23 protein-coding genes and 1 pseudogene are annotated in these 22,588 nt (G+C 60.2%); 13 read left to right on the top strand and 11 right to left on the bottom strand.

Annotation, left to right across the window (positions count from 1 at the left end; genetic code table 11):
- The first annotated feature begins 1 nt into the window (after position 1).
- From AC1DUP_RS31090 to AC1DUP_RS31080, 3 genes are read left to right on the top strand one after another with little or no spacing between them, the layout of a single operon-like run.
- Positions 2–865, top strand: coding sequence for a carbohydrate ABC transporter permease (locus tag AC1DUP_RS31090; protein ID WP_477836624.1), 864 nt, complete (start codon positions 2–4; stop codon positions 863–865).
- A complete protein-coding gene (locus tag AC1DUP_RS31085) occupies positions 862–1,686 on the top strand; it encodes a carbohydrate ABC transporter permease (RefSeq protein ID WP_477836623.1) in 825 nt (274 codons plus the stop codon). The genes AC1DUP_RS31090 and AC1DUP_RS31085 overlap by 4 nt, the downstream gene beginning before the upstream one ends.
- Before the next feature lie 3 nt (positions 1,687–1,689).
- Positions 1,690–2,670, top strand: a complete 981-nt coding sequence (locus AC1DUP_RS31080; protein ID WP_113309552.1) for an ATP-binding cassette domain-containing protein — start codon at positions 1,690–1,692, stop codon at positions 2,668–2,670.
- A gap of 3 nt (positions 2,671–2,673) precedes the next feature.
- Here the strand turns inward: AC1DUP_RS31080 and AC1DUP_RS31075 are convergent, their stop codons facing one another.
- Positions 2,674–2,958, bottom strand: coding sequence for an acylphosphatase (locus tag AC1DUP_RS31075; protein WP_113296408.1), 285 nt, complete (start codon positions 2,956–2,958; stop codon positions 2,674–2,676).
- Positions 2,959–3,071: 113 nt separating this feature from the next.
- The gene (locus AC1DUP_RS31070) at positions 3,072–3,983 is read right to left on the bottom strand and encodes a helix-turn-helix domain-containing protein (protein WP_477836622.1); all 912 of its coding nucleotides are present in this window, start codon (positions 3,981–3,983) and stop codon (positions 3,072–3,074) included.
- A gap of 86 nt (positions 3,984–4,069) precedes the next feature.
- Between AC1DUP_RS31070 and AC1DUP_RS31065 the strand changes: the two genes are divergently transcribed.
- From AC1DUP_RS31065 to AC1DUP_RS31035, 7 genes are all read left to right on the top strand, one after another.
- Positions 4,070–5,344 carry an ABC transporter substrate-binding protein gene (locus tag AC1DUP_RS31065; protein ID WP_113296406.1) on the top strand — a complete coding sequence of 425 codons (1,275 nt, stop codon included), beginning with the start codon at positions 4,070–4,072 and terminating at the stop codon, positions 5,342–5,344.
- Positions 5,345–5,433: 89 nt separating this feature from the next.
- Positions 5,434–6,294, top strand: coding sequence for a carbohydrate ABC transporter permease (locus AC1DUP_RS31060; RefSeq protein ID WP_113296405.1), 861 nt, complete (start codon positions 5,434–5,436; stop codon positions 6,292–6,294).
- Entirely contained in the window at positions 6,291–7,127 is an 837-nt protein-coding gene (locus AC1DUP_RS31055; RefSeq protein WP_113296404.1) for a carbohydrate ABC transporter permease, read from the top strand. The genes AC1DUP_RS31060 and AC1DUP_RS31055 overlap by 4 nt, the downstream gene beginning before the upstream one ends.
- A gap of 11 nt (positions 7,128–7,138) precedes the next feature.
- The gene (locus AC1DUP_RS31050; RefSeq protein WP_113508605.1) at positions 7,139–8,224 is read left to right on the top strand and encodes a sn-glycerol-3-phosphate ABC transporter ATP-binding protein UgpC; all 1,086 of its coding nucleotides are present in this window, start codon (positions 7,139–7,141) and stop codon (positions 8,222–8,224) included.
- Positions 8,225–8,260: 36 nt separating this feature from the next.
- Positions 8,261–10,264 carry an aldo/keto reductase gene (locus AC1DUP_RS31045; protein ID WP_477836621.1) on the top strand — a complete coding sequence of 668 codons (2,004 nt, stop codon included), beginning with the start codon at positions 8,261–8,263 and terminating at the stop codon, positions 10,262–10,264.
- Between the two features lie 170 nt (positions 10,265–10,434).
- On the top strand, positions 10,435–10,653 hold the full coding sequence (locus AC1DUP_RS31040) for a hypothetical protein (RefSeq protein ID WP_113296401.1): 219 nt from the start codon (positions 10,435–10,437) through the stop codon (positions 10,651–10,653).
- Positions 10,654–10,719: 66 nt separating this feature from the next.
- On the top strand, positions 10,720–11,094 hold the full coding sequence (locus AC1DUP_RS31035) for a hypothetical protein (protein WP_477836620.1): 375 nt from the start codon (positions 10,720–10,722) through the stop codon (positions 11,092–11,094).
- An 18-nt stretch (positions 11,095–11,112) separates the two neighbouring features.
- Here AC1DUP_RS31035 and AC1DUP_RS31030 read toward each other — a convergent pair.
- From AC1DUP_RS31030 to AC1DUP_RS31020, 3 genes and pseudogenes are all read right to left on the bottom strand, one after another.
- Positions 11,113–11,337: pseudogene (locus AC1DUP_RS31030) on the bottom strand (DUF2934 domain-containing protein); the annotation flags it as partial.
- A gap of 41 nt (positions 11,338–11,378) precedes the next feature.
- Positions 11,379–11,561, bottom strand: coding sequence for a hypothetical protein (locus AC1DUP_RS31025; RefSeq protein ID WP_477836619.1), 183 nt, complete (start codon positions 11,559–11,561; stop codon positions 11,379–11,381).
- Between the two features lie 208 nt (positions 11,562–11,769).
- Positions 11,770–12,543 (bottom strand): siderophore-interacting protein, encoded by a 774-nt coding sequence (locus AC1DUP_RS31020; protein ID WP_477836618.1) that lies wholly within the window; start codon positions 12,541–12,543, stop codon positions 11,770–11,772.
- 317 nt (positions 12,544–12,860) lie between these two features.
- Between AC1DUP_RS31020 and AC1DUP_RS31015 the strand changes: the two genes are divergently transcribed.
- Complete coding sequence (locus tag AC1DUP_RS31015) at positions 12,861–13,124, top strand: DUF982 domain-containing protein (RefSeq protein ID WP_113296396.1); 264 nt, start codon at positions 12,861–12,863, stop codon at positions 13,122–13,124.
- A gap of 93 nt (positions 13,125–13,217) precedes the next feature.
- A complete protein-coding gene (locus tag AC1DUP_RS31010; RefSeq protein WP_113508602.1) occupies positions 13,218–14,147 on the top strand; it encodes a lytic transglycosylase domain-containing protein in 930 nt (309 codons plus the stop codon).
- A gap of 259 nt (positions 14,148–14,406) precedes the next feature.
- Here the strand turns inward: AC1DUP_RS31010 and AC1DUP_RS31005 are convergent, their stop codons facing one another.
- From AC1DUP_RS31005 to AC1DUP_RS30985, 5 genes are read right to left on the bottom strand one after another with little or no spacing between them, the layout of a single operon-like run.
- Complete coding sequence (locus AC1DUP_RS31005; RefSeq protein WP_477836617.1) at positions 14,407–15,471, bottom strand: DUF2218 domain-containing protein; 1,065 nt, start codon at positions 15,469–15,471, stop codon at positions 14,407–14,409.
- Positions 15,468–16,310 carry an ABC transporter ATP-binding protein gene (locus AC1DUP_RS31000; RefSeq protein ID WP_477836616.1) on the bottom strand — a complete coding sequence of 281 codons (843 nt, stop codon included), beginning with the start codon at positions 16,308–16,310 and terminating at the stop codon, positions 15,468–15,470. The genes AC1DUP_RS31005 and AC1DUP_RS31000 overlap by 4 nt, the downstream gene beginning before the upstream one ends.
- The gene (locus AC1DUP_RS30995; protein ID WP_477836615.1) at positions 16,307–17,347 is read right to left on the bottom strand and encodes a FecCD family ABC transporter permease; all 1,041 of its coding nucleotides are present in this window, start codon (positions 17,345–17,347) and stop codon (positions 16,307–16,309) included. The genes AC1DUP_RS31000 and AC1DUP_RS30995 overlap by 4 nt, the downstream gene beginning before the upstream one ends.
- Positions 17,344–18,237, bottom strand: a complete 894-nt coding sequence (locus AC1DUP_RS30990) for a FecCD family ABC transporter permease (protein ID WP_477836685.1) — start codon at positions 18,235–18,237, stop codon at positions 17,344–17,346. The genes AC1DUP_RS30995 and AC1DUP_RS30990 overlap by 4 nt, the downstream gene beginning before the upstream one ends.
- Complete coding sequence (locus tag AC1DUP_RS30985; RefSeq protein WP_477836614.1) at positions 18,168–19,184, bottom strand: iron-siderophore ABC transporter substrate-binding protein; 1,017 nt, start codon at positions 19,182–19,184, stop codon at positions 18,168–18,170. Before AC1DUP_RS30985 ends, AC1DUP_RS30990 begins: the two co-directional genes overlap by 70 nt.
- Positions 19,185–19,511: 327 nt before the next feature.
- Here AC1DUP_RS30985 and AC1DUP_RS30980 point away from each other — a divergent pair, with 327 nt between their 5' ends.
- Positions 19,512–21,641: a TonB-dependent siderophore receptor gene (locus AC1DUP_RS30980; RefSeq protein ID WP_477836612.1), complete on the top strand. Its 2,130-nt coding sequence runs from the start codon at positions 19,512–19,514 to the stop codon at positions 21,639–21,641.
- A 48-nt stretch (positions 21,642–21,689) separates the two neighbouring features.
- Here the strand turns inward: AC1DUP_RS30980 and AC1DUP_RS30975 are convergent, their stop codons facing one another.
- Positions 21,690–22,583 carry a helix-turn-helix domain-containing protein gene (locus AC1DUP_RS30975; RefSeq protein WP_113508595.1) on the bottom strand — a complete coding sequence of 298 codons (894 nt, stop codon included), beginning with the start codon at positions 22,581–22,583 and terminating at the stop codon, positions 21,690–21,692.
- Between the last annotated feature and the right edge of the window lie 5 nt (positions 22,584–22,588).

The following is a 22,588-nucleotide window of genomic DNA, read 5'->3' as shown; positions in this document are numbered from 1 at the left end:
TATGATAACACGCAAGTCGCCCTATCCCTACTGGTTCGTCCTGCCGGCGGCGGTGGTATTCACCGTCCTCTTCCTGGCTCCGACAGTTGCCTCTTTCTGGTTCAGCCTCACGCGCTGGGACCTGTTCACGACGCAATTCATCGGCCTGGAAAACTACCGGCAGTTCTTCCGCGAACCCTTCCTGATCCAGGGTCTGGTCAATACAGTCATCTACGCGGTGCTGACCTCCGGCACCAAAACCGTTCTCGGTCTCCTGCTGGCGGTGCTCTTGACCTCCGGCCTGTGGGGACAGGGCTTGCTTCGGACCGTGATCTTCTTTCCGGTTCTCGTCTCGACGATCGGTGTCGGGATCACATTCGCGGTGCTCATGCATCCGACACGCGGTCTGATCAACGTGGCGCTCGCCGCCATCGGGATCCACGGTCCCGGCTGGCTGACCGACCCTGGCCTGGCGCTCTATTCCATTATCTTTGTCGATCTCTGGAAGGGGATCGGGCTTGCCACCGTGATCTATATCGCCGGGCTCGCGTCGATCGGCCCCGACTATTATGAGGCCGCCCGCATCGATGGCGCGACCCGCACCCAGATGTTCTTCCGCGTCACCGTCCCGCTGGTCAGGCCTGCGACGGTGACGGTCGTGACGCTCTCGCTGATCGGTGGCCTCAGAAGCTTCGACCTGATCTGGGCGATGACGCGCGGCGGTCCCGGCTTTTCCTCGGATGTGCTCGCAAGCGTCATCTACAAGCAGTATCAGGCGGGCTTCTACGGCCTGTCGACCGCCGGCAACGTGATCCTCTTCCTGCTCATTGGTCTCATCGTCCTGCCGTTGACAGCCTGGTTCAATCGCAAGGAGGTGGATCTGTGAACCGCCGCCAGCTCTCTACCGGGATTGCGGCATTGGCCGCCTGCGGCGTGATCTTCGTGCTGCCCTTCCTCTTCATCTTCATCACCGCCGCCAAGACGAAACAGGATGCGGCAACGCTACGATTCAGCTGGCCAGTCGAGTGGCAGCTCTGGCAGAATTTCATGGAGGTCGTGCAGACCCGCAACTATATGCTGCTGCTCGCCTACTTCAATTCGACCGTCATCACGGTGGCTGCCGTCACGTTGCTGGTGCTGTTCGGTGGCATGGTCGGTTATGTCTTGCAGCGCCGTCCTTCACGCTGGAACACCGTCATCTATGGCTGTGTGCTCGCCGGCTTGATGATCCCTCCCGCCATTGTTCCGACTATCTGGGTTCTACAATTGCTCGGCCTTTTCAAGACGCTGTCGGGCATGGTGCTCATCCAGGTCGCCTATGGCCTTGGTTTCACGGTTCTCCTGTTTCGAAGCTTCATCGCAACCATCCCGCGGGATCTCGACGAGGCTGCTATCATCGACGGGGCAAAGCCGTTCCAGATCTTCTTTCGCGTCATCCTGCCGCTCTTAAAGCCGGTCACCGTGACTGTTATCGTCGTCCAGTCCATCGCCATCTTCAACGATTTCACCAACCCGCTCTACTATCTGCCGGGCCGGGAAAACGTCACGGTGCAGCTGACACTCTATAACTTCCAGGGGCAGTTCCAGACCCAGTTCAACCTGCTGTTCATGAACATCCTGCTGGTGACCATTCCGCCCCTGATCGTCTTCATCTTCTTCAACCGGCAGATCGTTGCAGGCATGACCGCCGGTGCAGTCAAGGGATAAGCCATGACATCAGTTGTTCTCGAAAGTGTCCGCAAGAGCTTCGGCAGCCTGGAGGTGATGAAAGGCGTCGATCTGACGGTCGATGCGGGTGAATTCTGCGTCTTTGTCGGTCCATCCGGCTGTGGGAAATCGACCCTGCTGCGCATCATCTCCGGGCTGGAGACGCAGACCTCGGGCAAGGTATTCATCGACAGCAAGGACGTCACTTATGCTGAACCATCCGAGCGTGGGATTGCCATGGTCTTTCAATCCTATGCGCTCTATCCGCATCTCACCGTCGCAGAAAATATCGGCTTCGGCCTGTCGCTCGCCAAGCGGCCCAAGGCGGAAATCGCCGAAAGGGTGAGGCAGACTGCCGATGTGCTGCAGCTTTCGCATCTGCTGGATCGCAAGCCGAAAGCGCTGTCCGGCGGTCAACGGCAGCGCGTCGCGATCGGGCGGGCGATTATCCGCAATCCAAAGGTCTTCCTGTTCGATGAGCCGCTGTCGAACCTCGATGCATCGCTGCGCGCGCAAATGCGGATCGAACTGACCGAGCTTCACGCCAAGCTCGGCGCCACGATGATCTATGTCACCCATGACCAGGTCGAGGCGATGACGATGGCCGACAAGATCGTCGTCTTGAACGGCGGACAGATCGAGCAGGTCGGAACGCCGATGGCGCTCTACAACAATCCGGCGAGCCCCTTCGTCGCAGGCTTCATCGGCTCGCCGAAAATGAACCTGTTTGAAGGAGAGATCGCTGCAAAGGAAGGATGCCGGACCTATGGCATCCGGCCCGAACATATTTCGCTCTCGTCAACCGACGGAAAATGGCAAGGAAAAGTGCGCCATATCGAACGGCTCGGCGCAGACACGGTGGTCTATCTCGATGTGCCGGAACTGCAGACCCTTGTCGTGCGCACGGATGGCGACCGGCCGGTGACAATAGGTGAGACGCAGTTCGCCTCTCCGCTGCCCGCTAAAGAACACAGGTTCCCGTAATCCTCAGCGAACGATGCGGAAATCGCTCGGCACCTCGTCCAAAGTTGCCTCCTCCGCCTTGACGTCCGAGACGGATGAGCCGGCAGGGCCGCTCCAGAAGCGCTCGATCATGGTGCTGATAGCGTCCTGAGAGCCGACGACCAGCGCGCTGACTGAACCGTCGGCCTCATTCCGTACCCAGCCGGTCAGGCCGAGTTGCAAGGCTTGGCCGCGCGTCCAGGCGCGATAACCGACGCCCTGCACCCCGCCGGTGATGCGCACACGAAAAGCATCCTGGGTCACTGTCATACGAAAGCCTCCCTGACAATTGGATGATGATGTCGCGTCGGGCACTCATTGCAAGGGTCATAACGTCATCGGCAGCAACCGAGAGATATCTTCAAGGGCAGACGACGACCGTCTCAACCTCCGACCGCGACCGTCCCGATCATCGAGCGCATATCCCGCCGGAAATCGGATGGGGACATACCAGCAATATTGCGGAAGGATTTGTTGAAGGCGCTGATCGAGCCAAAACCACTGTCCATCGCGATTTGGAGGACGTTTGCCCCTTCCCCCATAAGCTGCGCCTGGGCGTGAGAAAGGCGAAGCAGGTTGATATATTTGCTGATCGTCATGCCCGTCGTCTTCTTGAACAGGTTCATCGCGTATTTCGGGTGCAGATCTGCGGCGCGGGCAATGTCGAGCGAATCGATATCCTGCAGGAAATTGGCGGCGATGAAATCGCACATGCGGGCAACGCTACGCGAAGAGTGCGGTTGCGGATGATCGCCCCCGAGAGAAACCGGCGCCCTGGACGCCAAGGTGTAGGGTTCAAGGGCGATGCGCTCGACGCGCAATAGTAGCTCGTCGACAGCGTGCTGCGCTTTCATCGGATCGCCCGAATTGGCGTAGCGGAACCAGCGCGGGAAGTTTTCCTCGTCCGCCGCATCCGTCGCTGACGTTAGCAATGTTTCGCCCCTCATCAACCGGGTCGATATTTCAGGCGGTAGCCGCATCCGGAAGAAATAGACGAGCGGCAGATGCGCGCCCGCATAAATCGAATCGTCGGACGATTCGTCCATCTGATGCGGCTGCCCGCCCCAGAAAAGGCAAATCTGGCCGGCCTCGAGGCGAATCTCGTGATCGCTCATGCGGTAATGCACCGTACCGCGCATGATGTAGTTGACTTCGACCTGAGCATGCCAGTGCGGCATGACCATCATAGGCGGATGTGCGTGAAACATCTGCAGCGCCGTCGGCAGCCCTTCGATGCTGCTTGCGCCCGGCTGATAGATCGCCCGCGTGCCAACCTTACTTTCCGCCAAATTCATGTTCCCTTTTTAGGAGACAGCCGCTCCCTTGCCGTTAGTGTAAGCGGGTTCGCGAAAGAACGGCAATTGAAAAGGGAGGATTTTCAATGCGCTTCAATCTTCTTACTGCGACCGCAGCTGTCGCATTGCTTGCTTCCGGCTCCGCATTCGCGCAGTCGGCCAATCTCACGATCTGGAGCTGGAACACGGCAGCGTCGGGACTGAAGTCCACGCTCGAAGGCTTCAACAAGCTTCATCCGGACATTAAGATCACGGTGGAAGATCTTGGAAACAATCAGGTCTTCGACAAGACGCTTGCAGCCTGTGCTGCCGGCGGCGATGGCATGCCCGATATTGTCAGCATCGAAAACTTCGAGGCTGAAATCTTCTGGAGCCGCTTTCCGGACTGCTTCGCCAACCTGAAGGAACTCGGATATACGCCTGAAATCCAGGCGAAATTCCCCGAGTTCAAACGCACAGAGCTCGAAATCGGCGACGTTGCCTACGCCATGCCATGGGATTCTGGTCCGGTCGCCGTTTTCTACCGCCGCGACCTCTACGAAAAGGCCGGCGTCGATCCGAATACGATCAACAGCTGGGACGATTTCATCGCTGCCGGCAAGAAGATTTCTGCTGCCAACCCCGGCGTCGTCATGGCGCAGGCTGACTTCAACGGCGATAGCGAATGGTTCCGCATGATCGCCAACGAACAAGGCTGCGGCTATTTTTCGACCGACGGCCAGAACATCACCATCAACCAGCCGGCCTGCGTTGCGACGCTCGCCAAGGTGAAGGAGATGAAGGACGCCGGCACGCTGACGGCGGCAAACTGGGAAGAAAAGATCCAGGCCGATACCGCCGGCAAGGCAGCAAGCCAGATGTACGGCGGCTGGTATGAAGGCACCGTCCGCTCGACCTCTCCCGATCTCAAGGGGAAGTGGGGCGTCTACCGGATGCCGAGCCTGACAGCCGATGGCCCGCACGCGGCAAATCTGGGCGGTTCGTCACTTGCCATTTCCGCGACCTCGGCCAACAAGGAAGCCGCCTGGACCTATGTCAACTACGCCCTTGGCACGAATGAGGGCCAGGTGACCATGCTGAAGGAATTCGGCCTGGTTCCGTCGCTGCTTTCAGCCGTCCAGGATCCTTTCATCAGCGAAGCGCAGCCCTATTGGGGCGGCCAAAAGGTCTGGTCCGATATTCTGGCGACGCTGCCGAAGATCGTGCCGAGTCGCGGCACGGCGTTCCAGAGCGATGCCGATGCCATCTACAAGGCAACGCAGACGAAGTTCTTCTCTGGCGGCTACCCGGACGCAAAGGCAGCGCTCGATGACGCCGCAAACCAGATCGCCTCGGCGACCGGCCTTCCGATTGCTCAATGAATGACATCGCCGGGCGTCTGGTACGCCCGGCAACCCACCTGCCAGATAAGGCAGGCGGTCATTCACTGGTTTCGTAAGGAGGAGGCCCGATGCCGTTTAGAACTCGGAGCGCCTATGCGTTCCTCGCCCCCTATCTTCTGGTCTTCGCCACCTTCTGGGTTTGGCCGATCGTCAATTCGTTCCTGATTTCCTTCCAGAACACGCGCGTCAATCCCTGGAAATATAGTTTTCAGGCAAATTGGGGCCGGCTCTTCTACGACCCGGCTTTCTACAATGCGCTCTACAACACGTTGATCATCCTGGTGATCCAGGTGCCGGTCATGATTGCTCTTGCGACCGTGATGGCTGTGCTCCTCAATTCACCTCTACTCAAGGCGCGCCCGCTCTTCCGTTTCGCTTTCTTCGCGCCCGTCGTCGTCGGTGAGGTCGCCTATGCCGCAGTATTCCGGCTGATGTTCACCCTCGATTTCGGCATCATAAACAAGCTGATTTCAGCCATTGGACTCAGCCCGGTCTCCTGGTTCGACAACGCAAATGCAGCCATGGCCCTGCTGATCATCGCCGTCACATGGCGTTGGGCGGGCTATAACGCCATCATCATCCTTGCCGGCCTGCAGTCGATTCCTGAAGACGTCTATGAGGCCGCCACGCTCGACAAGGTGAGCAAGATCCAGCAATTCTTCCATATCACCCTGCCGCTCCTGAAGCCGATTATCCTGTTCTGTGTCGTTCTGTCGGTCATCGGCACCATGCAGCTCTTTACCGAACCTTTCCTGATCACGAACAGAGGCGGGCCTGGCGGCGGTACCGAAACCCTCGGCCTGCTGCTCTACCGCCAGGGCTTTACCTCGCTGAACTTCGGCTACGCCTCGGCGATCGCCTATACGATGGCGGCACTGGCCGTGGTGATCTCGCTTCTCAATCTGTGGGTAGGGAGGGATCCCAAATGAGATCCAAATCGCAATCCTTGCTTTTGCGCCAGATCGCCCTTCACGCGGTACTCGCACCCCTCGCGATAATCTGGCTCTTTCCGCTCTGGATGATGTTCGTCTTTTCGACCATGCCGGATAACGGCATCTTCAGCCCTGAGATCGTGCTCTGGCCTTCCACCAATTTCATCGAGAACTTCAAAAACCTGCAGGCGGATACGGATTTCATCGGCGCAATGACGATCTCAGTCGGCGTCGCGATTATCTACACGGTTCTCTCGGTGCTTTTGACCTCGATGGCTGGCTGGGCGCTGGCGCGCTACCGTTTTGTCGGCCGCTCTATCGTCATTGCCATCATTCTCGGCACCATTACCTTGCCATTCTCCGTGGTCGTCATTCCGCAATTCATCATGGTGGCGCGCGAGTTCCGGCTGGCCAACACCTGGGTGGCACTGATCGTGCCGCCGCTCTTCAATTCGCTCGGCGTGCTCTTCATGCGGCAATCATTTTCGATGATGCCGAACGATCTTTTCGATGCGGCCCGTGTGGAAGGGGTCAAGGAATGGCAGATCTTCCTGCGTATCGCCTTACCGCTAGCGCGGCCGACGATGGCGGCACTGGCAATCATCCTCTTCCTCGCCTCGTGGAACAACTATCTCTGGCCGCTACTCATCAATTCCAAACCGGGGATGATGACGGCACCGGTGGCATTGGGGACGCTGATCGGCCTCACCAAAGTTTCCTGGGGCGGCATCATGGCAGGCTCAGTACTGCTGACCGCGCCGATCCTCGTTGTCTTCGTGGCTCTACAACGTCACTTCATCGCCGGCATCGCGGCCGGCGCAATCAAATAATCGGGGAGCCCATGGCAGAGCTTTCACTCAACAATATCGTCAAGCGTTACGGCGCGCTTGAAATCATTCATGGCGCCGATCTGGACGTGAAGGACGGCGAGTTTGTCGTCTTCGTCGGCCCCTCCGGCTGCGGTAAATCGACCCTACTGCGCATGATCGCCGGTCTCGAAGACATTACGGGCGGTGAACTGAAGATCGGTGGACGCCTCGTCAACGATGTCGAGCCGGCCGATCGCGGCATCGCCATGGTCTTTCAGTCCTATGCGCTCTATCCGCATCTGACCGTAGAGGAGAACCTAAGCTTCGGGCTGCGCATGAACGGCAACCCGAAGGCCGATACGGAACGGCGCGTGCGCCATGTCGCAGAAATCCTCCAGATCACGGAACTGATGAAGCGTCGGCCGAGGCAACTGTCCGGCGGCCAGCGTCAGCGCGTGGCGATCGGCCGGGCCATCGTGCGCGAACCGCAGGTCTTCCTCTTCGACGAGCCGTTGTCGAACCTCGACGCGGAACTGCGCGTGCAGATGCGCGTGGAAATCTCCAGGCTGCACAAGCAGCTCGGCACGACGATGATCTATGTGACCCACGACCAGACCGAGGCGATGACGCTCGCCGACAAGATCGTCGTTCTGCGCGCCGGCAATATCGAGCAGATCGGCGCGCCGCTCGATCTCTACGACGATCCGGCCAATCAGTTCGTCGCCGGCTTCGTCGGTTCGCCGAAAATGAATTTTCTCGAGGCCGAGGTAGTCGACGTGCAGGCGGGCAAGGCAACGGTCGTGCTCACTGGCGATAAGACAGTTCGGCTGGAGGTACCACTTTCCGACCCGTCCGTAACATCAGGCGCGGCGATAACGCTCGGCATCCGGCCAGAGCATTTCGGCGTGGCGGGTCAGGGCGAAGCGGATCTGACGGTTGCCGTCGATGTCGCCGAGCACCTCGGCAATACCAGCTACATCTATGCTAACTTTGGCGCCGAACAGCTCATCATAGAGCAGCCGGAATCCCGCAGCCTCGGCAAGACGGAGACGCTGACGGTGTCGCTACCCGCCGCCCGCACCTTCCTGTTCGATGCCGCCGGCAAGCGGCTCCGATAACGTGATCCCAAGACTGAAAGACGAAAGAGGATAGTCATGACTTCAGATAAACCGATCCGCTGGGGCATCATTGGCCCCGGCACCATCGCCCGCACCTTTGCCGATGGCGTCGCGCATTCGCGCACCGGCAAGCTCGTGGCGATTGCGACCCGCAACCCCAACAAACCGGGCCTTGCCGAGGGTTTTCCGGGTGCGCGTATCGTCAACGGCTATGAGGCGCTGTTGGTCGACAAGGAAGTCGATGCGATCTATATCGCCACGCCCCACACCGGCCATGCCGAATGGGCTATCAAGGCAATCCGTGCCGGCAAGCATGTGCTGGTCGAAAAGCCCATCGCGCTCTCGGCCTATGATGCCGAGGCGATCTATTACGAGGCGAAGAAGGCGGGCGTCTTTGCCGGCGAAGCCTTCATGTACCGCGTGCATCCGCAGACCGAGAAGCTGGTTGAGCTCGTCAAGAGCGGCACGATCGGCGAAATCCGCATCATCCGCTCCTCGTTCGGCTTCAGCATGGGCACCTACAAGCCGGAACATCGCTTGTTTGCTAATGAGACGGCTGGCGGCGGCATCCTCGACGTTGGCGGTTATCCCGTTTCCATGGCCCGGTTGATCGCGGGTGCTGCGGCCGGCAAACCCTTCCTCGATCCGGAAAAGGTTTCGGGTGTCGCCCATCTCGGCCAGTCCGGCGTCGATGAGTGGGCCTCCGCCGTACTCAAATTCCCGAACGAGATCATCGCCGAAGTCTCATGCTCGATCATGGCGCAGCAGGACAACGTGCTGCGTATCATCGGTTCGCAGGGCCGCATCGAGGTCAGGGATTTCTGGTTTGCGTCCGGTCACAAGGGGGGCGTCGGCAAGATCGAGATTTTCAAGAATGCCGAGCAGGAAACAATCGAGATCAAGGAAGATCGCTGGCTCTATTCCTTCGAGGCCGATGCGGCCGGCGATGCCATCCGCGCCGGCGAGAAGGAATTCCGCGCGCCGGGCATGAGCTGGGCGGATTCGATCAACAACCTCAAGGTGCTCGACCAGTGGCGCGCCTCTGTCGGCCTCGAATATGCCGTCGAGAAAGCCGCCAAGCGGACGTCGAATATCGCCGGGGGTGCCGTCCGGCAGGGCAATTCCATTCCCCAGCGCCAGATTCCAGGCATTGTCAAACCAGCCTCCGTCGTCACCCTCGGATTCGAATTCTTCCCGAATTTCGCCGCCGCCTCGCTGACGCTCGATACCTTCTACGAAGCCGGCGGCAATGTCTTCGACACGGCCTTCGTCTATGGCGGCGGCAAGACGGAAAGCATTTTTGGCGACTGGCATACCAGCCGCCAGGTTCCGCGTGAGGAGATCGTCCTGATCGGCAAGGGCGCGCACTCACCGCTCTGCTATCCCGACATCATCAGCAAACAGCTCGACCAGTCGCTCAATCGCCTGAAGACCGACTATGTCGATATCTACTTCATGCATCGCGACAACACCGACGTGCCGGTCGGCGAGTTCGTCGATGCCATGGATGCCGAGGTCAAGCGCGGCCGAATCCGCGGCATCTTCGGCGGCTCGAACTGGACGCGCGAGCGTTTCGACGAGGCGATCGCCTATGCGAAGAAGAACGGCAAGGTAGCCCCTGCCGTGCTTTCCAACAACTTCTCGCTTGCCGAAATGCTCGATCCGATCTGGGCCGGCTGCGTTGCCGCCTCCGACGATAAGTGGAAGACGTGGCTGAACGAGAAGCAGATCCCGAACTTCGCCTGGTCGAGCCAGGGCCGCGGCTTCTTCACCGAACGGGCCGGGCGCGACAAGCGCGACGACGAGGAAATCGTACGCTGCTGGTATTCGGATCGCAATTTCGAACGGCGCGACCGGGCAATCGAACTTGCCAAGCAGCTCGGCCGGCATCCGATTCACATCGCGCTAGCCTATGTCATTGCCCAGCCCTTCCCGGTTATCCCGCTGATCGGGCCGCGCACGATCGCCGAGCTGGAAGACAGCCTCTCGGCATTGGACATCAAGCTGACGCCCGAACAGGTGAAGTGGCTGGAGGGCTGATTGCCTCTCCCAGAAGCTACGTGACAACAAGCGGCAGGCCTGAGCGCCTGCCGCTTTTCTGTCGCGCAACGGCGCCGCAACGAATGACAACAAATCCAACGGTGTTGCATTCTCGCCATTGCCCTCAACCATAGGTCATCTAATGTGGGGCTGCACGAGGGAGCAAGGCGATGACGCGAACGGTTTGGCCGAAGGAAGTGCTGACGTCGGAAGTGATGAACTTTCTCGACGGCATTCATCAGGAATGGTGCTCAGCCGCTCGTTGCCGGCGTGACAGCGACTTGGGAATGACAAGGGCGAAAGCGCTTGTCGACTGGTTCGAATTCGGCGTAAGGGATCGCGACGAATTGCTGGGCCTGCTGTCGGAAGATTTTTCTGGCGCCGCCTGAGGTGCCCCACTTGTTTTTGCCGTATTGGCTCTACCTCATTCTGAACGAGATCAGAAGGAGACGCCCTTGCGTAAACGTCTAGTATTATTCGGCATTATCCTGTTTCCGGCAGCAGCTTTCGCGCAATCCCCCGATCTCGAGGCGACCTGCCAGGCAGTCGCCAAAGGTTTCTTCATGACGGAACAGCTTTCGATCGGCTCCGTACAGTCCTTTCCGGAACTCAAGCCACCGGGGGTGCGGATGACCTACTCCACCCGGACAGGAACCGCTCCGGGCGACATGACGGATACGTTTGAATGCGAATTCGACAAGGCCGACAGGCCGCATCATTTGGCACGGTTCTGCGTGTCGAATACCTGTTATTCGTCGAATGAAGACGATGGCGACCGCAAGCGCCGTTTCGAGGAGGCGCGAATTCTTCTCGAACGAACGGAGAAATAATCTACCTATACGCGACTAGCGACGAGAGTGAATATCGCCGCTCTCACCTGCACCTTGCAGCAGAGCGGCATCGTCGCGATCATCCTCGTCGATCAACTCCTGCAATGTCTCATGTTCGTCATCTTCGCTGAACTCATCTGATGCCTGCAGCCAATGGCGAAATGCATTGCCTTCCGGGCGGCCTTCCTGCTCCCAGATCTCGTAAGCGCGTTGACGAATTGCTTCTTCCCTGTCCCTGGCCATCGCCTTGCCTCCAATCGCCGTACTGTCGCCGGCATGCCTTCTCAGAGAGCGACCCCGGTTACCGGATCTACGATCGGTCGCTCACGTTCATCCTTTGCGCCCGCCGGTTGGACCGTCGGCGGGGCGATCGATCCCCTGTCCGCTCGATTCGGCGCTTCTGCAATCGGTCCGACGTCCTTCGGACGGCGCTGTTCTGCTTTGGCGTTGGTGTCGTTTGTGCCCATGGCCTATCTCCTTTGCTCAGAAAACACGGCCATCCGCCCGATGTTCCGCCGCACAGGCAAAAACGCGTGTGAGTTGCGACTTGCCGGACGGCTTCGCCGCCTACAGGCGGCGATGGGAACACGGTGGGGACGAAGCTGGGCGGCCCTTCCTCAGCGGAGCCACTCCAGGAGCTATAAGCAGAAGCTCTTGAACACCATAACCTCTCTGCTATCCGAACTTCTCGGCCGTATCGGCCTTGCCCTTGACCCAGTAGCCCGACGCCTTGATCCAGCTTAGCGGATATCCGCGATCATCGGTGAGATAGGCGCGGATTGCCCGCACCACCGACGCCTCAGCCGCAATCCAGACGAATGTCTGGGCAACGATGTCGATCCCTGCCAAAGCAGCGATCAGCGGTTCGGCATTCGTCGCATCGGAGAGAGGACGGTAAACCCAGCGCGTCGTTAGAGCCGCGGATGTCTCGAAGGATTGCTCTTCTTCGGGAGCGGCGACTGCAGCGATTGTCGTAATGGTCGTGCCGGCCCCGCTCTCCTCAATTCGCCGGCCGATGGCGGGTAGCGCCGTCTCATCACCGATCAGAAGCCATCTCTTCACCGTGCCGGCGACAACGGCCGAACCACGCGGGCCGCCGATTTCGAGTGGGGTACCGGGCCTGGCGTCGATCGCCCATTGCGTAACGGGACCGGCCTCATGCAAGGCGAAGTCGATACTCAGGCTGCGGGCAGCGTTGTCATAGCGACGTGGCGTGTAGTCCCGACGTTCCTCGACGCCATCGGCACCGGGCACGATGATCTTGATATGGTCGTCGGGTGCCAGGCTTGCGAAATCGGCGAGATCTTCACCCTTCAGCACGACACGCCGCATGCCGGGCGTGATATCGGTGACGCTCTCTACCGTCAGCAGACGACGTCGCAATTCATGGCGTACCCGCTCGATCACGGGCGCGGCGTACTGGTGATTGGTGGATTGCTTGTTATCCATCATGTCCTTCCGGGGCTTCGGGAAACGATCCGCAGGACAAAGTCGCGCAGATCGAAGCCGCAAAGCCGTTCGATCATACGCGTTGAGTGACGTTAACGCTTACGTGGCCGGAGCGTATCGGGCCAATGACGATACTTCCTTAACGAAGGCTGGAACAAGACGCAATCAAAACTTGAGTTTTTATCTCCATTTTGTGAAGTTGCCCAAACACCGAATTCGACCCGCAACCTTGAAGTTGTCGATGCATGGTTTTCACACCCGATCGGTATGGTTCTTGCAACGTTGCCAATATCGTTACGTTGGGGAGACCAAGTGTAATGGAATGGAACACATACGAGCGCTTTCCCCCTCTTGTGCTGATGCTGGGTGGCCGGGAAAAATACAGAGTCCTTAGGACGTTGAGAGACGCAGCCGAGGTTTTGATAACGGACTGGCCGTCCGAGGACGGCGAGGAATATGTCGTGGCCGTCAAGGCTTGCGCCGATGCGATCACCGGGCAGATCGATGTCGGCGAACTGCAGGACGCCATTCGCCGTGCGGCAGCCGAAGCCGGCATAGCGATCTTGACGGTTGTGCACTGAAGCGCGTCGCCCGTGGCCAAGCCGCGGGACTGACGAAGAAAGCTTGCCGTCTTGCCTGAAAACCGCGACGATATCGTCAGGCAAGGTTTGGTGATGATGAGATGTCACGTAGGCTCGACGGCTACCGCGCTAATTTCAGCCGCATGGGCTATCATGTCGCCCGGGGCCAGCGTTGCCGAGCCGGCCGCTCCGGAAGCCGCTTGCCTATACCAGGGTGACGCTGGTGACGGACAAACACTCTGCATTCGAAAAGATCATTTCAATACCGATCTATGCGCGATCATGGACCGTTTCGCAGCAATCCGTAACATTCCGCCTGCCTTCTTTGCCCGCCTGATCTGGCGTGAAAGCCTGTTCCGCCCGGAAGCGGTCAGCCCGAAGGGCGCGGAGGGTATTGCGCAATTCATGCCCGGCACCGCCCGGCTGCGAGCGCTGGAAAACAGCTTCGATGTCGTCCAGGCGCTCAAAGCCTCTTCCAGCTATCTCGACGAACTCAGGCTTCGTTTCGGCAATCTCGGACTTGCTGCGGCTGCCTACAATGCCGGTGAATCCGGTCTCAGCCGGTTTCTCTCCTCCGGCCGCCTGCCGATCGAGACCCGCGACTATGTGTTCGCGATCACCGGCCAGTCCGTCGAGACCTGGCGGGACAAGCCTCCGGAAACCGCCGCTCCGGACCTGCGGGATGGCATGCCGTTCCGAGAGGCATGCGTGGCACTCGCGGAGACGCGGCAGATGAACGAGCCCGTCCTGACCGGATCGGCCGACTGGGCACCATGGGGTGTACAGCTAGCCGCTCATTACAATCCGTCCGTCGCGGACCGGCTCTTCACGGTATCGGTGGCGAAGCTTCCCGAACCGCTGAATGCGGAACGCGCGGTGATCGTGCGCCAGAGAGGCGGGAACTTCGGCTATCGCCCGCGCTATGCTGCCCGAATTGGGCGCGAGACCCGCGCCGAAGCGACCAAGCTTTGCAGTACGATCCGCGGTGCCGGCGTTGCCTGTACGGTCTTCCGGAATCGCTGATCCCAAGCCATTGCGCCTCGACCTATCCCACAGTTTAGTGACGGAGCACCATCAGGGCTGCTAGGTTCGGGAGGCATGACATCAAGAGGATTGAGATGATCAAAACTGCTGAACCCACCAGCAAGCCTGCAGACACCGAAAACGCCGGGCAGGAACAGGACGACTTTCTTGAGGAGTCGCTCGAAGAGACATTTCCGGCAAGCGATCCGATAGCGCCCGGCCGTCCCTCGCGGCAGTCGTCAAAGGATGCATTCCCAACCTAGTCGGCTTCCCGTTCCCAGTACCACGCGACGTACATGCTCTTCCTGTCATGCCGACGCGCCTTCAGGAAAGTCCGCATCGCGCGCACATCCTCCTTCTCGCAGGCAAACCACACGAAGCTTTCACCTTCCGTGGCGGCAACCGCCTGTTTGGCTTCTTCCAGCAGAACGCTCCTGGCGCCATCGGCATAGTGCCTTCGGTGCAGCCAGCGCACATTGAGTGAACCGGCAGATGACAGGGTCTGCTCCTCCGTCTCGTCGGCAACCTCGATGATTGCCTGCAGCCGTGTACTGGCAGGTACCTCCTCCGCGATGCGTGCAATGGCGGGGAGCGCGCTTTCGTCGCCGGCAAGGAGGATGAACTGTGCCACCGGAAGATTGCCGCCGCCGGGACCGAGCAGAGCTACCTGCTGGCCGGGCGCGGCATCGCGGGCGAAATCGGCGCCGGGCGTTTTGATGCCTGATGCGGGATGCTGCAGGAAGTCGATCCAGAGTTCACGCATTTCGATATCGACGGTGCGGATCGTATAAACGCGCACCAAGAGTTCGTCCTCGCCTTCGGGCCAGGCAACGCGGCCGTCGGCGCGCAGGCCCGGCCAGACCGGGGTTCTGCCCTTCGGCGGCACGAGCAGGCGCACATGCATGTCACCGCCGATAAACGGCGTGACGTCGTCACAGGCAAATTTCACCCGGCGCATATGCGGAGTGACATCCTCGGCCGAAACGACGGTCACCTCATGGATATTCGGCAACACGGCAAGCGCTGCGGGATCAGACCAGGTGAGTTCAAACGGATCTTCGCCGGCGAAGTAGAAGAGATGCTCGGCAAGCATCGTGCGGCTCATCTGCAACGCCTGTTCCGAGGGGCAGGAAAGTTCGATCAGCAGCTTGCGGTCCTGAATGCGGATTTCGGCAGTGCCCGCTTTGCTCTTCAGAAGCGCGAGGTCGTCCCTGCGCTGTACCTCGGCGTGTTCGACGAAGTGCTCGCAGATTTCGCCGAGCATGGCCGCGGCATCCCTTGGAAGCGCGACGCCCGAGAGCTTGAATTCATGAGCTGTGGTCATCTGTCCTCCCTATCGAATGCCTGTTGCAGTTCACTCTCGCCTGCTGCCATCCGGTGACGACCGATCGGCAGCATAATGGGTCGGCCAGATGTTGGATCGGTGATGATGCGGCTTTCGAGGCCGAAGACCTGCCGCACATTGTCTTCCGTCAGCACCTCCTGCGGCGGGCCGCAAACATGGACGCAACCATCCGTCATAGCGACGAGATGGTCGGCATAACGTGCCGCGAGATTGAGGTCGTGCAGCACCATGACGACGGTGGTGCCGCGCGCATGGTTGAGATCAGTCAACAGGTCCAGCACTTCGACCTGATGGCTGATGTCGAGAAAGGTGGTCGGCTCGTCGAGCAGCAGGATTTCCGTCTGCTGCGCCAACGCCATGGCGATCCACACGCGCTGGCGCTGCCCGCCCGAGAGTTCGTCCACCGGCCGCTCCGCAAGATCCGAGGTCTTGGTGGCGTTAAGCGCACCATCGACGGCCTCGTCATCGGCGCGGGTCCAGCGGGAAAACAGGCTCTGGTGCGGATGGCGCCCGCGGCTGACGAGATCGGCGACCGTGATGCCCTCGGGTGCGATGGGCGATTGCGGCAGCAGGCCCAGCGTACGCGCAAGTTCGCGCGGCGGCGTGCGGTGGATCGACTTGCCATCGAGCAACACCTGTCCCTGGCGCGGAAAAAGCAGCCGCGACATGACGCGCAGCAGCGTGGACTTGCCACAGGCATTCGCCCCGACGATGACGGAAATCTTGCCGGGCGGCACGGCGAGATCGAGCCCGTGCAGGATCTCGTCTTCGCCATAGCCTGCGGAAAGCCCGGTGGCAGTAAGCGTATGGATGGTCATAGCGAGCCTCCGATCCGGTTGACGCGCACGATCAGGAAAATCAGGTAGGGGGCGCCGAGGGCACCGGTGACGACACCGACCGGATACCGGCTCGGCAGCAGGAACTGCCCGGCATAGTCGCCAGCCAGCACCAGCACGGCACCGACAAGTGCTGCTGGAATGAGGATGGAACCATTGTTTCCGACGATGCGGGCGGCGATCGGTCCAGACAGGAAGGCGACGAAAGCGATCGGGCCTGTCACCGCCGTTGCCGAGGCGATCATGCCGACGGCAGCAACGATGATCATGATGCGGGTGCGCGACACGCCGACGCCGAGGGCGGCCGCGGTCTCATCTCCGAGCCGCAAGGCCTCCAGGTCGCGTGCGCGGCTGAGAAGCAGCCCGCCGAAGATGCCAAGCGCCAGAAGCAGTGGGGTCGCCTGGCCAAGCTGGGCTCCGTTGACACTGCCCGTCAGCCAGCGGATCGCCTCCTGCAGGCTCCAGGCCGGCGCTTGCGACAGGATATAGGCTATGACACTTTCCAGCATGGCGGATACGCCGATGCCGACAAGGATGAGCCGTGTGCCCGCCACGCCGTTGCGAGATGACAGTCCGTAGACCATCAGCGCCACTCCGAGACCGGCGACGACGGCCAGGACGGAAACCACTGGCCCCTTCAGCGACAGCACGACGATGGCGAAGACGGCAGCCGCGCTCGCACCCGAGCTGATGCCGATAATATCGGGGCTCGCAAGCGGATTGCGCAGCATGATCTGGAAGGCAACGCCGCCGAGCCCGAAGCTCAGGCCCGCAAGCGCCGAAAGCGCTGCTCGCGGCAGCCTGAGCTGACCAACAGTGAAGGCTGTGCCCGGCACGTTTTCGCCCAGCAGCACGCGGATCACGTCTACGGGGGGCGTGAAGGATTGCCCAAGCGACAGAGTGAGCGCAAAGATCGCCACAACAAGGCAGAGCAGTAAGGCGACCACGAGCAAATGCCGGCGCGCCCTGCGGCGACGGTTGTTAACGATGCGATCGAGGGAGGAGACAAGCACGGTCATAGCTCTCGCACTCGCTGGCGTCGGACGATGGCGATGAAGAAGGGCGCGCCGATGAGTGCCGTCACGATGCCGACATCGAGCTCTGCGGGTCTTGCAACAATGCGCCCGACGACATCGGCTGCTACAAGCAGGCAAGCACCGCCGATTGCGGAAAAAGGCAGGAGCCAGCGGTGATCTACGCCAACCAGCAGACGGCAGAGATGCGGCACGACGAGGCCGAGAAAGCCGATCGGCCCGCAGACCGCGGTCGTCGCCCCGCAAAGCAGGATGGCACCGAGCGCTGCAATGCCGCGCGATAGCGCCACGCGCTCGCCGAGGCCGGCTGCCAGCTCATCGCCGAGCGCCAGAGAATTCAGCTTGCGCGCCGACAGGAGGCTGATGAGGAAGCCGGCCGCGATAAACGGCAGAACGGGCAGGATGCGTTCGAAGGTCGCCCCACCGACGCCGCCGATCTGCCAGGATCGGATGCCGCCGGCGATATCGTTGCGAGGCAGCACGACGGCAATGACCATGGAGGCGAAGGCAACTGACGTTGCCGCACCGGCCAGCGCCAGCTTCAGAGGCGTTGCACCGCCGCGTCCGAGCGAACCGATCGTATAGACGAAGACCGCCGAACATCCGGCCCCGAGGATCGCCGTCCAGATATAGGCTTCGTTCGAGGAGATATCGAACCAGGCGACAGCAACGACGACTGCGAGCGATGCGCCCATATTGACGCCGAGAATGCCGGGATCGGCGAGCCCGAGAAGCCAAAGGCTGCGGATCCGGTTCGACCGGGCGGATATGGGCGACCGGGACGATGATTTTGGACTGCGTACGATCATTGGGGCTTGCTGAGAGACTTTCTGGCGGCGTCTGCGAGCAGTGCCACGTAATCCTTGAGGACCCAGGAGATCGACAGCGGCGTCGGGTTGGCGGCGGTGCCGACCGGGTTGCGGCCGAGCGTCACCAGCGCGCCCTTTGAAACAGCCGGCATTCTGGCCATAAGCGGATTTTCCTCCAGCGCTTCGAGCAGTTGCTGGTTTCCGTAGGTGACGACGATATCGACATCATCGAAGGAATCGATGCGTTCGGCGCTGATCGAGCCTGCGAATTTCCCCGGAACCGAGGCTTCGACGACGCTCTTTGGAGACTTCAGCCCGAGATCGGCGAAGAATTTCACGCGCGTATCGTTGGTCGTGTAGAAATTGACGGTGCTGAGATCGGTCGCGTTGAGATGGGTGATGAACATCGCCGATTTACCCTCCAGTTCGGGATGGCCGGCGACGGTCTCTGATATTTCGCCCTCGATCTTCTTGATCAATGCTTCGCCTTCTGCGGCCATGCCGAGCCCGGCACTGTCGAGGCGAATCATCTCGCGCCAGTCGGTCGACCAGGGCGCCTCCGGATAGGCAACGACCGGCGCAATCTGGCTCAGCGTATCGTAGTCCGACTGGCTGAGACCGGAATAGGCGGCCAGAATCACATCCGGCCGGGTGGCGGCGACCGCTTCGAAATCGATACCATCGCCTTCGTCGAAAAAGACAGGCTTTTCGGCATGCAACTCCTTGAGCTTGTCGGCCACCCAGGGCAGCAGTCCGTCACCGTTGTCATCGCCGAAATTGGCAGCCGCAAAACCGACAGGCACGATGCCGAGCGCCAGCGGCACTTCATGATTGGCCCAGGCGACCGTCGCCACCCGCTCCGGCGTCTTGTTAATGACCGTCGTGCCAAAGGCATGCTTGATGGTAACGGGATAGACCGTGCTCGCGTCAGCCCAAACGCTGCCGGACGTAGCGGCAATCAGCCAGACACAGGTTACCGCCAGTTTTGCGGCCAGAAGCAAAAAGCGCAGCATTGTGCAAACTCCGCCAGTTTTAAGTTGACCTCCACTTTCAGGTTAATCTAGCTGCGTCAACGGTCGTGGCGGCGCTTCGGGGCTACAGCGCTGAGATTTCCGTAGGATCCTACAAAACCCGGGAAATTTACAATACTGGACAATCGCGCTCAAGTTAGTAGCAGTCGCAGGGGACATCGAACCAACCATTCCGACTGCCGGTCCGTGGGTAAATCTCTCGTTCGCACCGACCGCCGACATGCCGTTCAGACCGCCCCCAAACCGGCATTCCATTCGGCACCCCTGTCGAAGGGCCGCAACGGCGACACCAACTTCTGGAACGTGAACATGGACATCGAAAGAACAGGCGCTCACTCGCGACAGACCCTCCTCCGCTACCGGAATGCGGTCCTTCTCGGTTGCACCGCGCTTGTCGCCCTTGCACCTGGCGCGGTGCTCGGTCAGGACAGCGGGAATTCCAATACGGTCACCACTCTCGCGCCGATCGTCATTCAGGGCAGCGGCCTTGATACCGACAATGACTCGAAATCGATCGTCGCGACCAAGACCATCAGCGCCAATGGCATGGCGACCGATCTTCTCGATACGCCGGCCTCCGTCTCCGTCATTACGTCAAAGGAAATCCAGGAGCGCGGCGCCCAGGATACCGAACAGGTTCTGCAATATACATCCGGCGTCACGACCGACTTCTATGGCTCGGACGACCGCTTCGACTATTTCAAGATCCGTGGCTTCGATGCCTATACCTATCGCGACGGCCTGACGCTCGGTGACCCCTTCGGCGGTATCCGTGAAGAGCCCTTCGCCTTCGAGCGTGTCGAAGTGCTGAAGGGCGCCAATTCCACCACCTTCGGTGTTTCCGATCCCGGCGGCGCGGTCAACTTCGTGACCAAGCGGCCGAAGAGCGACGGCTTCGGCGAGGCCTATGTGACAGGCGGCTCGTTCGATCATCGTGAAACCGGCGTCGATTTCGGCGACAACATCACCGAGGACGATACCTTTTCCTATCGCATCACCGGCAAAGTGAAGCGCGCCGACGAGGAATATGACTACTCGCAGGACGACGAGAACTTCTTCATGGGCGGCCTGACCTGGCGCCCGAGCGCCGACACCAACCTGACTGTGGTCTATGACCATCTGGACAAGAACGGCGTTCCCGGCAGCGGCGGCCATCCGGTCGGCTCGGATTTTGCCAGAAGCCGTTTCTTCGGCGAGCCTGACTTTAATTACCGCGACGTCAACAGAAACACGCTCAGCGTCATGTTCGATCATGACTTCGGCTCGGGCCTGACCTTCAGCTCGAATGCGCGCTACAGCAATACCAAGAGCAACTTCGGCTATGCCTATATCTCGGCAACGCCGACGAACGGTTCGACCATCGCCGACCGCGCCTTCTTCGCCAATGACCAGGCGGCAGAGAACTTCATCATCGATACCCGCCTGCAATATGAGACGAGTTTCGAGGACATCGACAGCCGCAGCCTCGTCGGCCTGCAGTACAACAATCTGCGATCCGACAATGACGGCTATTTCGGCGGCGCGCCCGGCATCGACTGGACAAACCCCGTCTATACCGGCGCACCGGCTTCGGTTCCGCTTTACCAGAGCCTGACAAATGACCAGAAGACCATGGGCCTCTACTTGCAGCAGGACCTGACCTTCTTCGACAAGCTGACCGCCTCAGTCGGCCTGCGCAACGACTGGCTCGACCTTCAGCAGCAGAACAACATGGCGGGCTCGACGACTGACGCCGATCTCAGCGAGTTCACCAAGCGCGCCGCGTTGAGCTACAAGATCACGGATCAGGTGGCGACCTATGTCAGCTACGCGGAATCGGTCCTGCCAGCCTCGCTGACGCTTGATCCCGAGCGCGGCGAACAATGGGAAGTCGGCGTCAAATACAGGCCCGACGAATTCCCTGCCCTCTTCAGTCTGGCAGTCTATGACCTGACCAAGAACAACATCACTCGCACAAATCCGGCGACCGGCTTCCAGGAGACGATTGGCGAGGTTCGCGTGCGCGGTATCGATCTCGAGGCCAAGGCTGAAGTCACCGACAATATCAGCCTGACAGCCGCCTATTCCTACATGGTCTCGGATATCGTCGAGAATGGCACGCTGGGCAACGAGGGCAACGAAATGTCCTTCGTGCCCAATCAAACCGCCTCGCTCTGGGTCAATTACGGCATCCCCGGCAACGGCTTCCGCGGCGACATGAACTTCGGCCTCGGCGCGCGTTATACCGGCTCCTACTACTTCAACGACGCAAACACCCAGTCGACGGGCAGCAACATCGCCTTCGATGCCGCCTTCAGCTACAAGATCCAGGAACACACATCCTTCGATGTGAATGTCAGCAACCTCTTTGATGAGAAGCATGTCGCCTATGGCGGCTTTGGCGCGGATTTCTACAATCCGGGCCGCGCGATCTATGCGACGTTGCGCCAGACCTGGTAATCGGCCGATCCCGTCCGCATCCTTGCGGGCGGGATTGTTTTTTGAGTTTTAGCGGAGCTGCTGCATCCGCCGCCAGGCAGCGGGTGTGTCGCCGGCGATCTGGCGGAAGACCTTGGTCAGATGCGCCTGATCGGAAAAACCGAGCTGGGCGGCGATATCGGCAACGGCAAGCTCGCTTTCGGTGAGCAGCCGTTTGGCATGGTCGATACGTTTGCCGAGCTGCCATTGCAGCGGCGTCTTGCCGGTCGTGTGCTTAAAGACATTGGAAAACCAGCTTTCCGACAGGCCGACCGTCTCTGCCATTTCGGCTACGGTCAGACGGCAGTCGCTCGGCCCGTCGACGCGGGCGATCAGCCTGTTCATCTGCGCCTGTGTCAGCCGCCCGTTCGGCTGTTCGGCTGCCTGCAGAGGAATATCCAGCAGACCGCTGACGATACTGCCGACGAGGCTTTCACCATAGATCTCGTGTTTCGACGGGCTGGCGACCTCGTCGACGACAAGCCGGCCAAGCGTTTCGATGGCTCCGGTATCCTGCACTTCGACCGGGTTGCGCAATGCCGTCATCGCCGCGGAATTACCGACCGAAGGCGCGAGGTATCGCAGTAGCCGGTCTTTGTGCATATGCAGATTGAGGTGCGAGAAGCGATGCGTGCTGCCGCTCGTCGTCCACATCGGCATGCCAGGCGGAACATAGACCGCTCGCGTCATAGGCCTGTAATGCTGCGGAAAATCGCCATCCCGGTTCGACATGCGGATCTGCGACGAGACATCGCTGAAGAAAATCATGATGCGCGGATCGTCTGAGAGATAATAGCCCCTCGCCCCGGATTGACTTTCGGCTTCCCAGAAGACGCTGACGAGCCCGTCGAACTGACGCCATTTGGCCGGCGCCGTGACCCGAATGCCTTCAGTGTGCCAAACCATGGAATGCCAGAAACTCAACGTAG

This window comes from Rhizobium sp. 01L419 (assembly GCF_056400025.1).
This window is presented reverse-complemented; position numbering and strand designations above follow the sequence as displayed.

Excerpts from the sequence above, each read along its gene's own strand:
- AC1DUP_RS31055 (WP_113296404.1), top strand. The coding sequence starts at position 6,291 with ATGAGATCCAAATCGCAATCCTTGCTTTTGCGCCAGATCGCCCTTCAC.
- AC1DUP_RS31020 (WP_477836618.1), bottom strand. The coding sequence starts at position 12,543 with ATGGATAACAAGCAATCCACCAATCACCAGTACGCCGCGCCCGTGATC.
- AC1DUP_RS30985 (WP_477836614.1), bottom strand. The coding sequence starts at position 19,184 with ATGCTGCGCTTTTTGCTTCTGGCCGCAAAACTGGCGGTAACCTGTGTC.
- AC1DUP_RS31080 (WP_113309552.1), top strand. The coding sequence starts at position 1,690 with ATGACATCAGTTGTTCTCGAAAGTGTCCGCAAGAGCTTCGGCAGCCTG.
- AC1DUP_RS31090 (WP_477836624.1), top strand. The coding sequence starts at position 2 with ATGATAACACGCAAGTCGCCCTATCCCTACTGGTTCGTCCTGCCGGCG.
- AC1DUP_RS31050 (WP_113508605.1), top strand. The coding sequence starts at position 7,139 with ATGGCAGAGCTTTCACTCAACAATATCGTCAAGCGTTACGGCGCGCTT.
- AC1DUP_RS31000 (WP_477836616.1), bottom strand. The coding sequence starts at position 16,310 with ATGACCATCCATACGCTTACTGCCACCGGGCTTTCCGCAGGCTATGGC.
- AC1DUP_RS31065 (WP_113296406.1), top strand. The coding sequence starts at position 4,070 with ATGCGCTTCAATCTTCTTACTGCGACCGCAGCTGTCGCATTGCTTGCT.
- AC1DUP_RS30995 (WP_477836615.1), bottom strand. The coding sequence starts at position 17,347 with ATGACCGTGCTTGTCTCCTCCCTCGATCGCATCGTTAACAACCGTCGC.
- AC1DUP_RS31025 (WP_477836619.1), bottom strand. The coding sequence starts at position 11,561 with ATGGGCACAAACGACACCAACGCCAAAGCAGAACAGCGCCGTCCGAAG.
- AC1DUP_RS31070 (WP_477836622.1), bottom strand. The coding sequence starts at position 3,983 with ATGAATTTGGCGGAAAGTAAGGTTGGCACGCGGGCGATCTATCAGCCG.
- AC1DUP_RS31005 (WP_477836617.1), bottom strand. The coding sequence starts at position 15,471 with ATGACCACAGCTCATGAATTCAAGCTCTCGGGCGTCGCGCTTCCAAGG.
- AC1DUP_RS31060 (WP_113296405.1), top strand. The coding sequence starts at position 5,434 with ATGCCGTTTAGAACTCGGAGCGCCTATGCGTTCCTCGCCCCCTATCTT.
- AC1DUP_RS31045 (WP_477836621.1), top strand. The coding sequence starts at position 8,261 with ATGACTTCAGATAAACCGATCCGCTGGGGCATCATTGGCCCCGGCACC.
- AC1DUP_RS31040 (WP_113296401.1), top strand. The coding sequence starts at position 10,435 with ATGACGCGAACGGTTTGGCCGAAGGAAGTGCTGACGTCGGAAGTGATG.
- AC1DUP_RS31015 (WP_113296396.1), top strand. The coding sequence starts at position 12,861 with ATGGAATGGAACACATACGAGCGCTTTCCCCCTCTTGTGCTGATGCTG.
- AC1DUP_RS31075 (WP_113296408.1), bottom strand. The coding sequence starts at position 2,958 with ATGACAGTGACCCAGGATGCTTTTCGTGTGCGCATCACCGGCGGGGTG.
- AC1DUP_RS30980 (WP_477836612.1), top strand. The coding sequence starts at position 19,512 with ATGGACATCGAAAGAACAGGCGCTCACTCGCGACAGACCCTCCTCCGC.
- AC1DUP_RS31010 (WP_113508602.1), top strand. The coding sequence starts at position 13,218 with ATGATGAGATGTCACGTAGGCTCGACGGCTACCGCGCTAATTTCAGCC.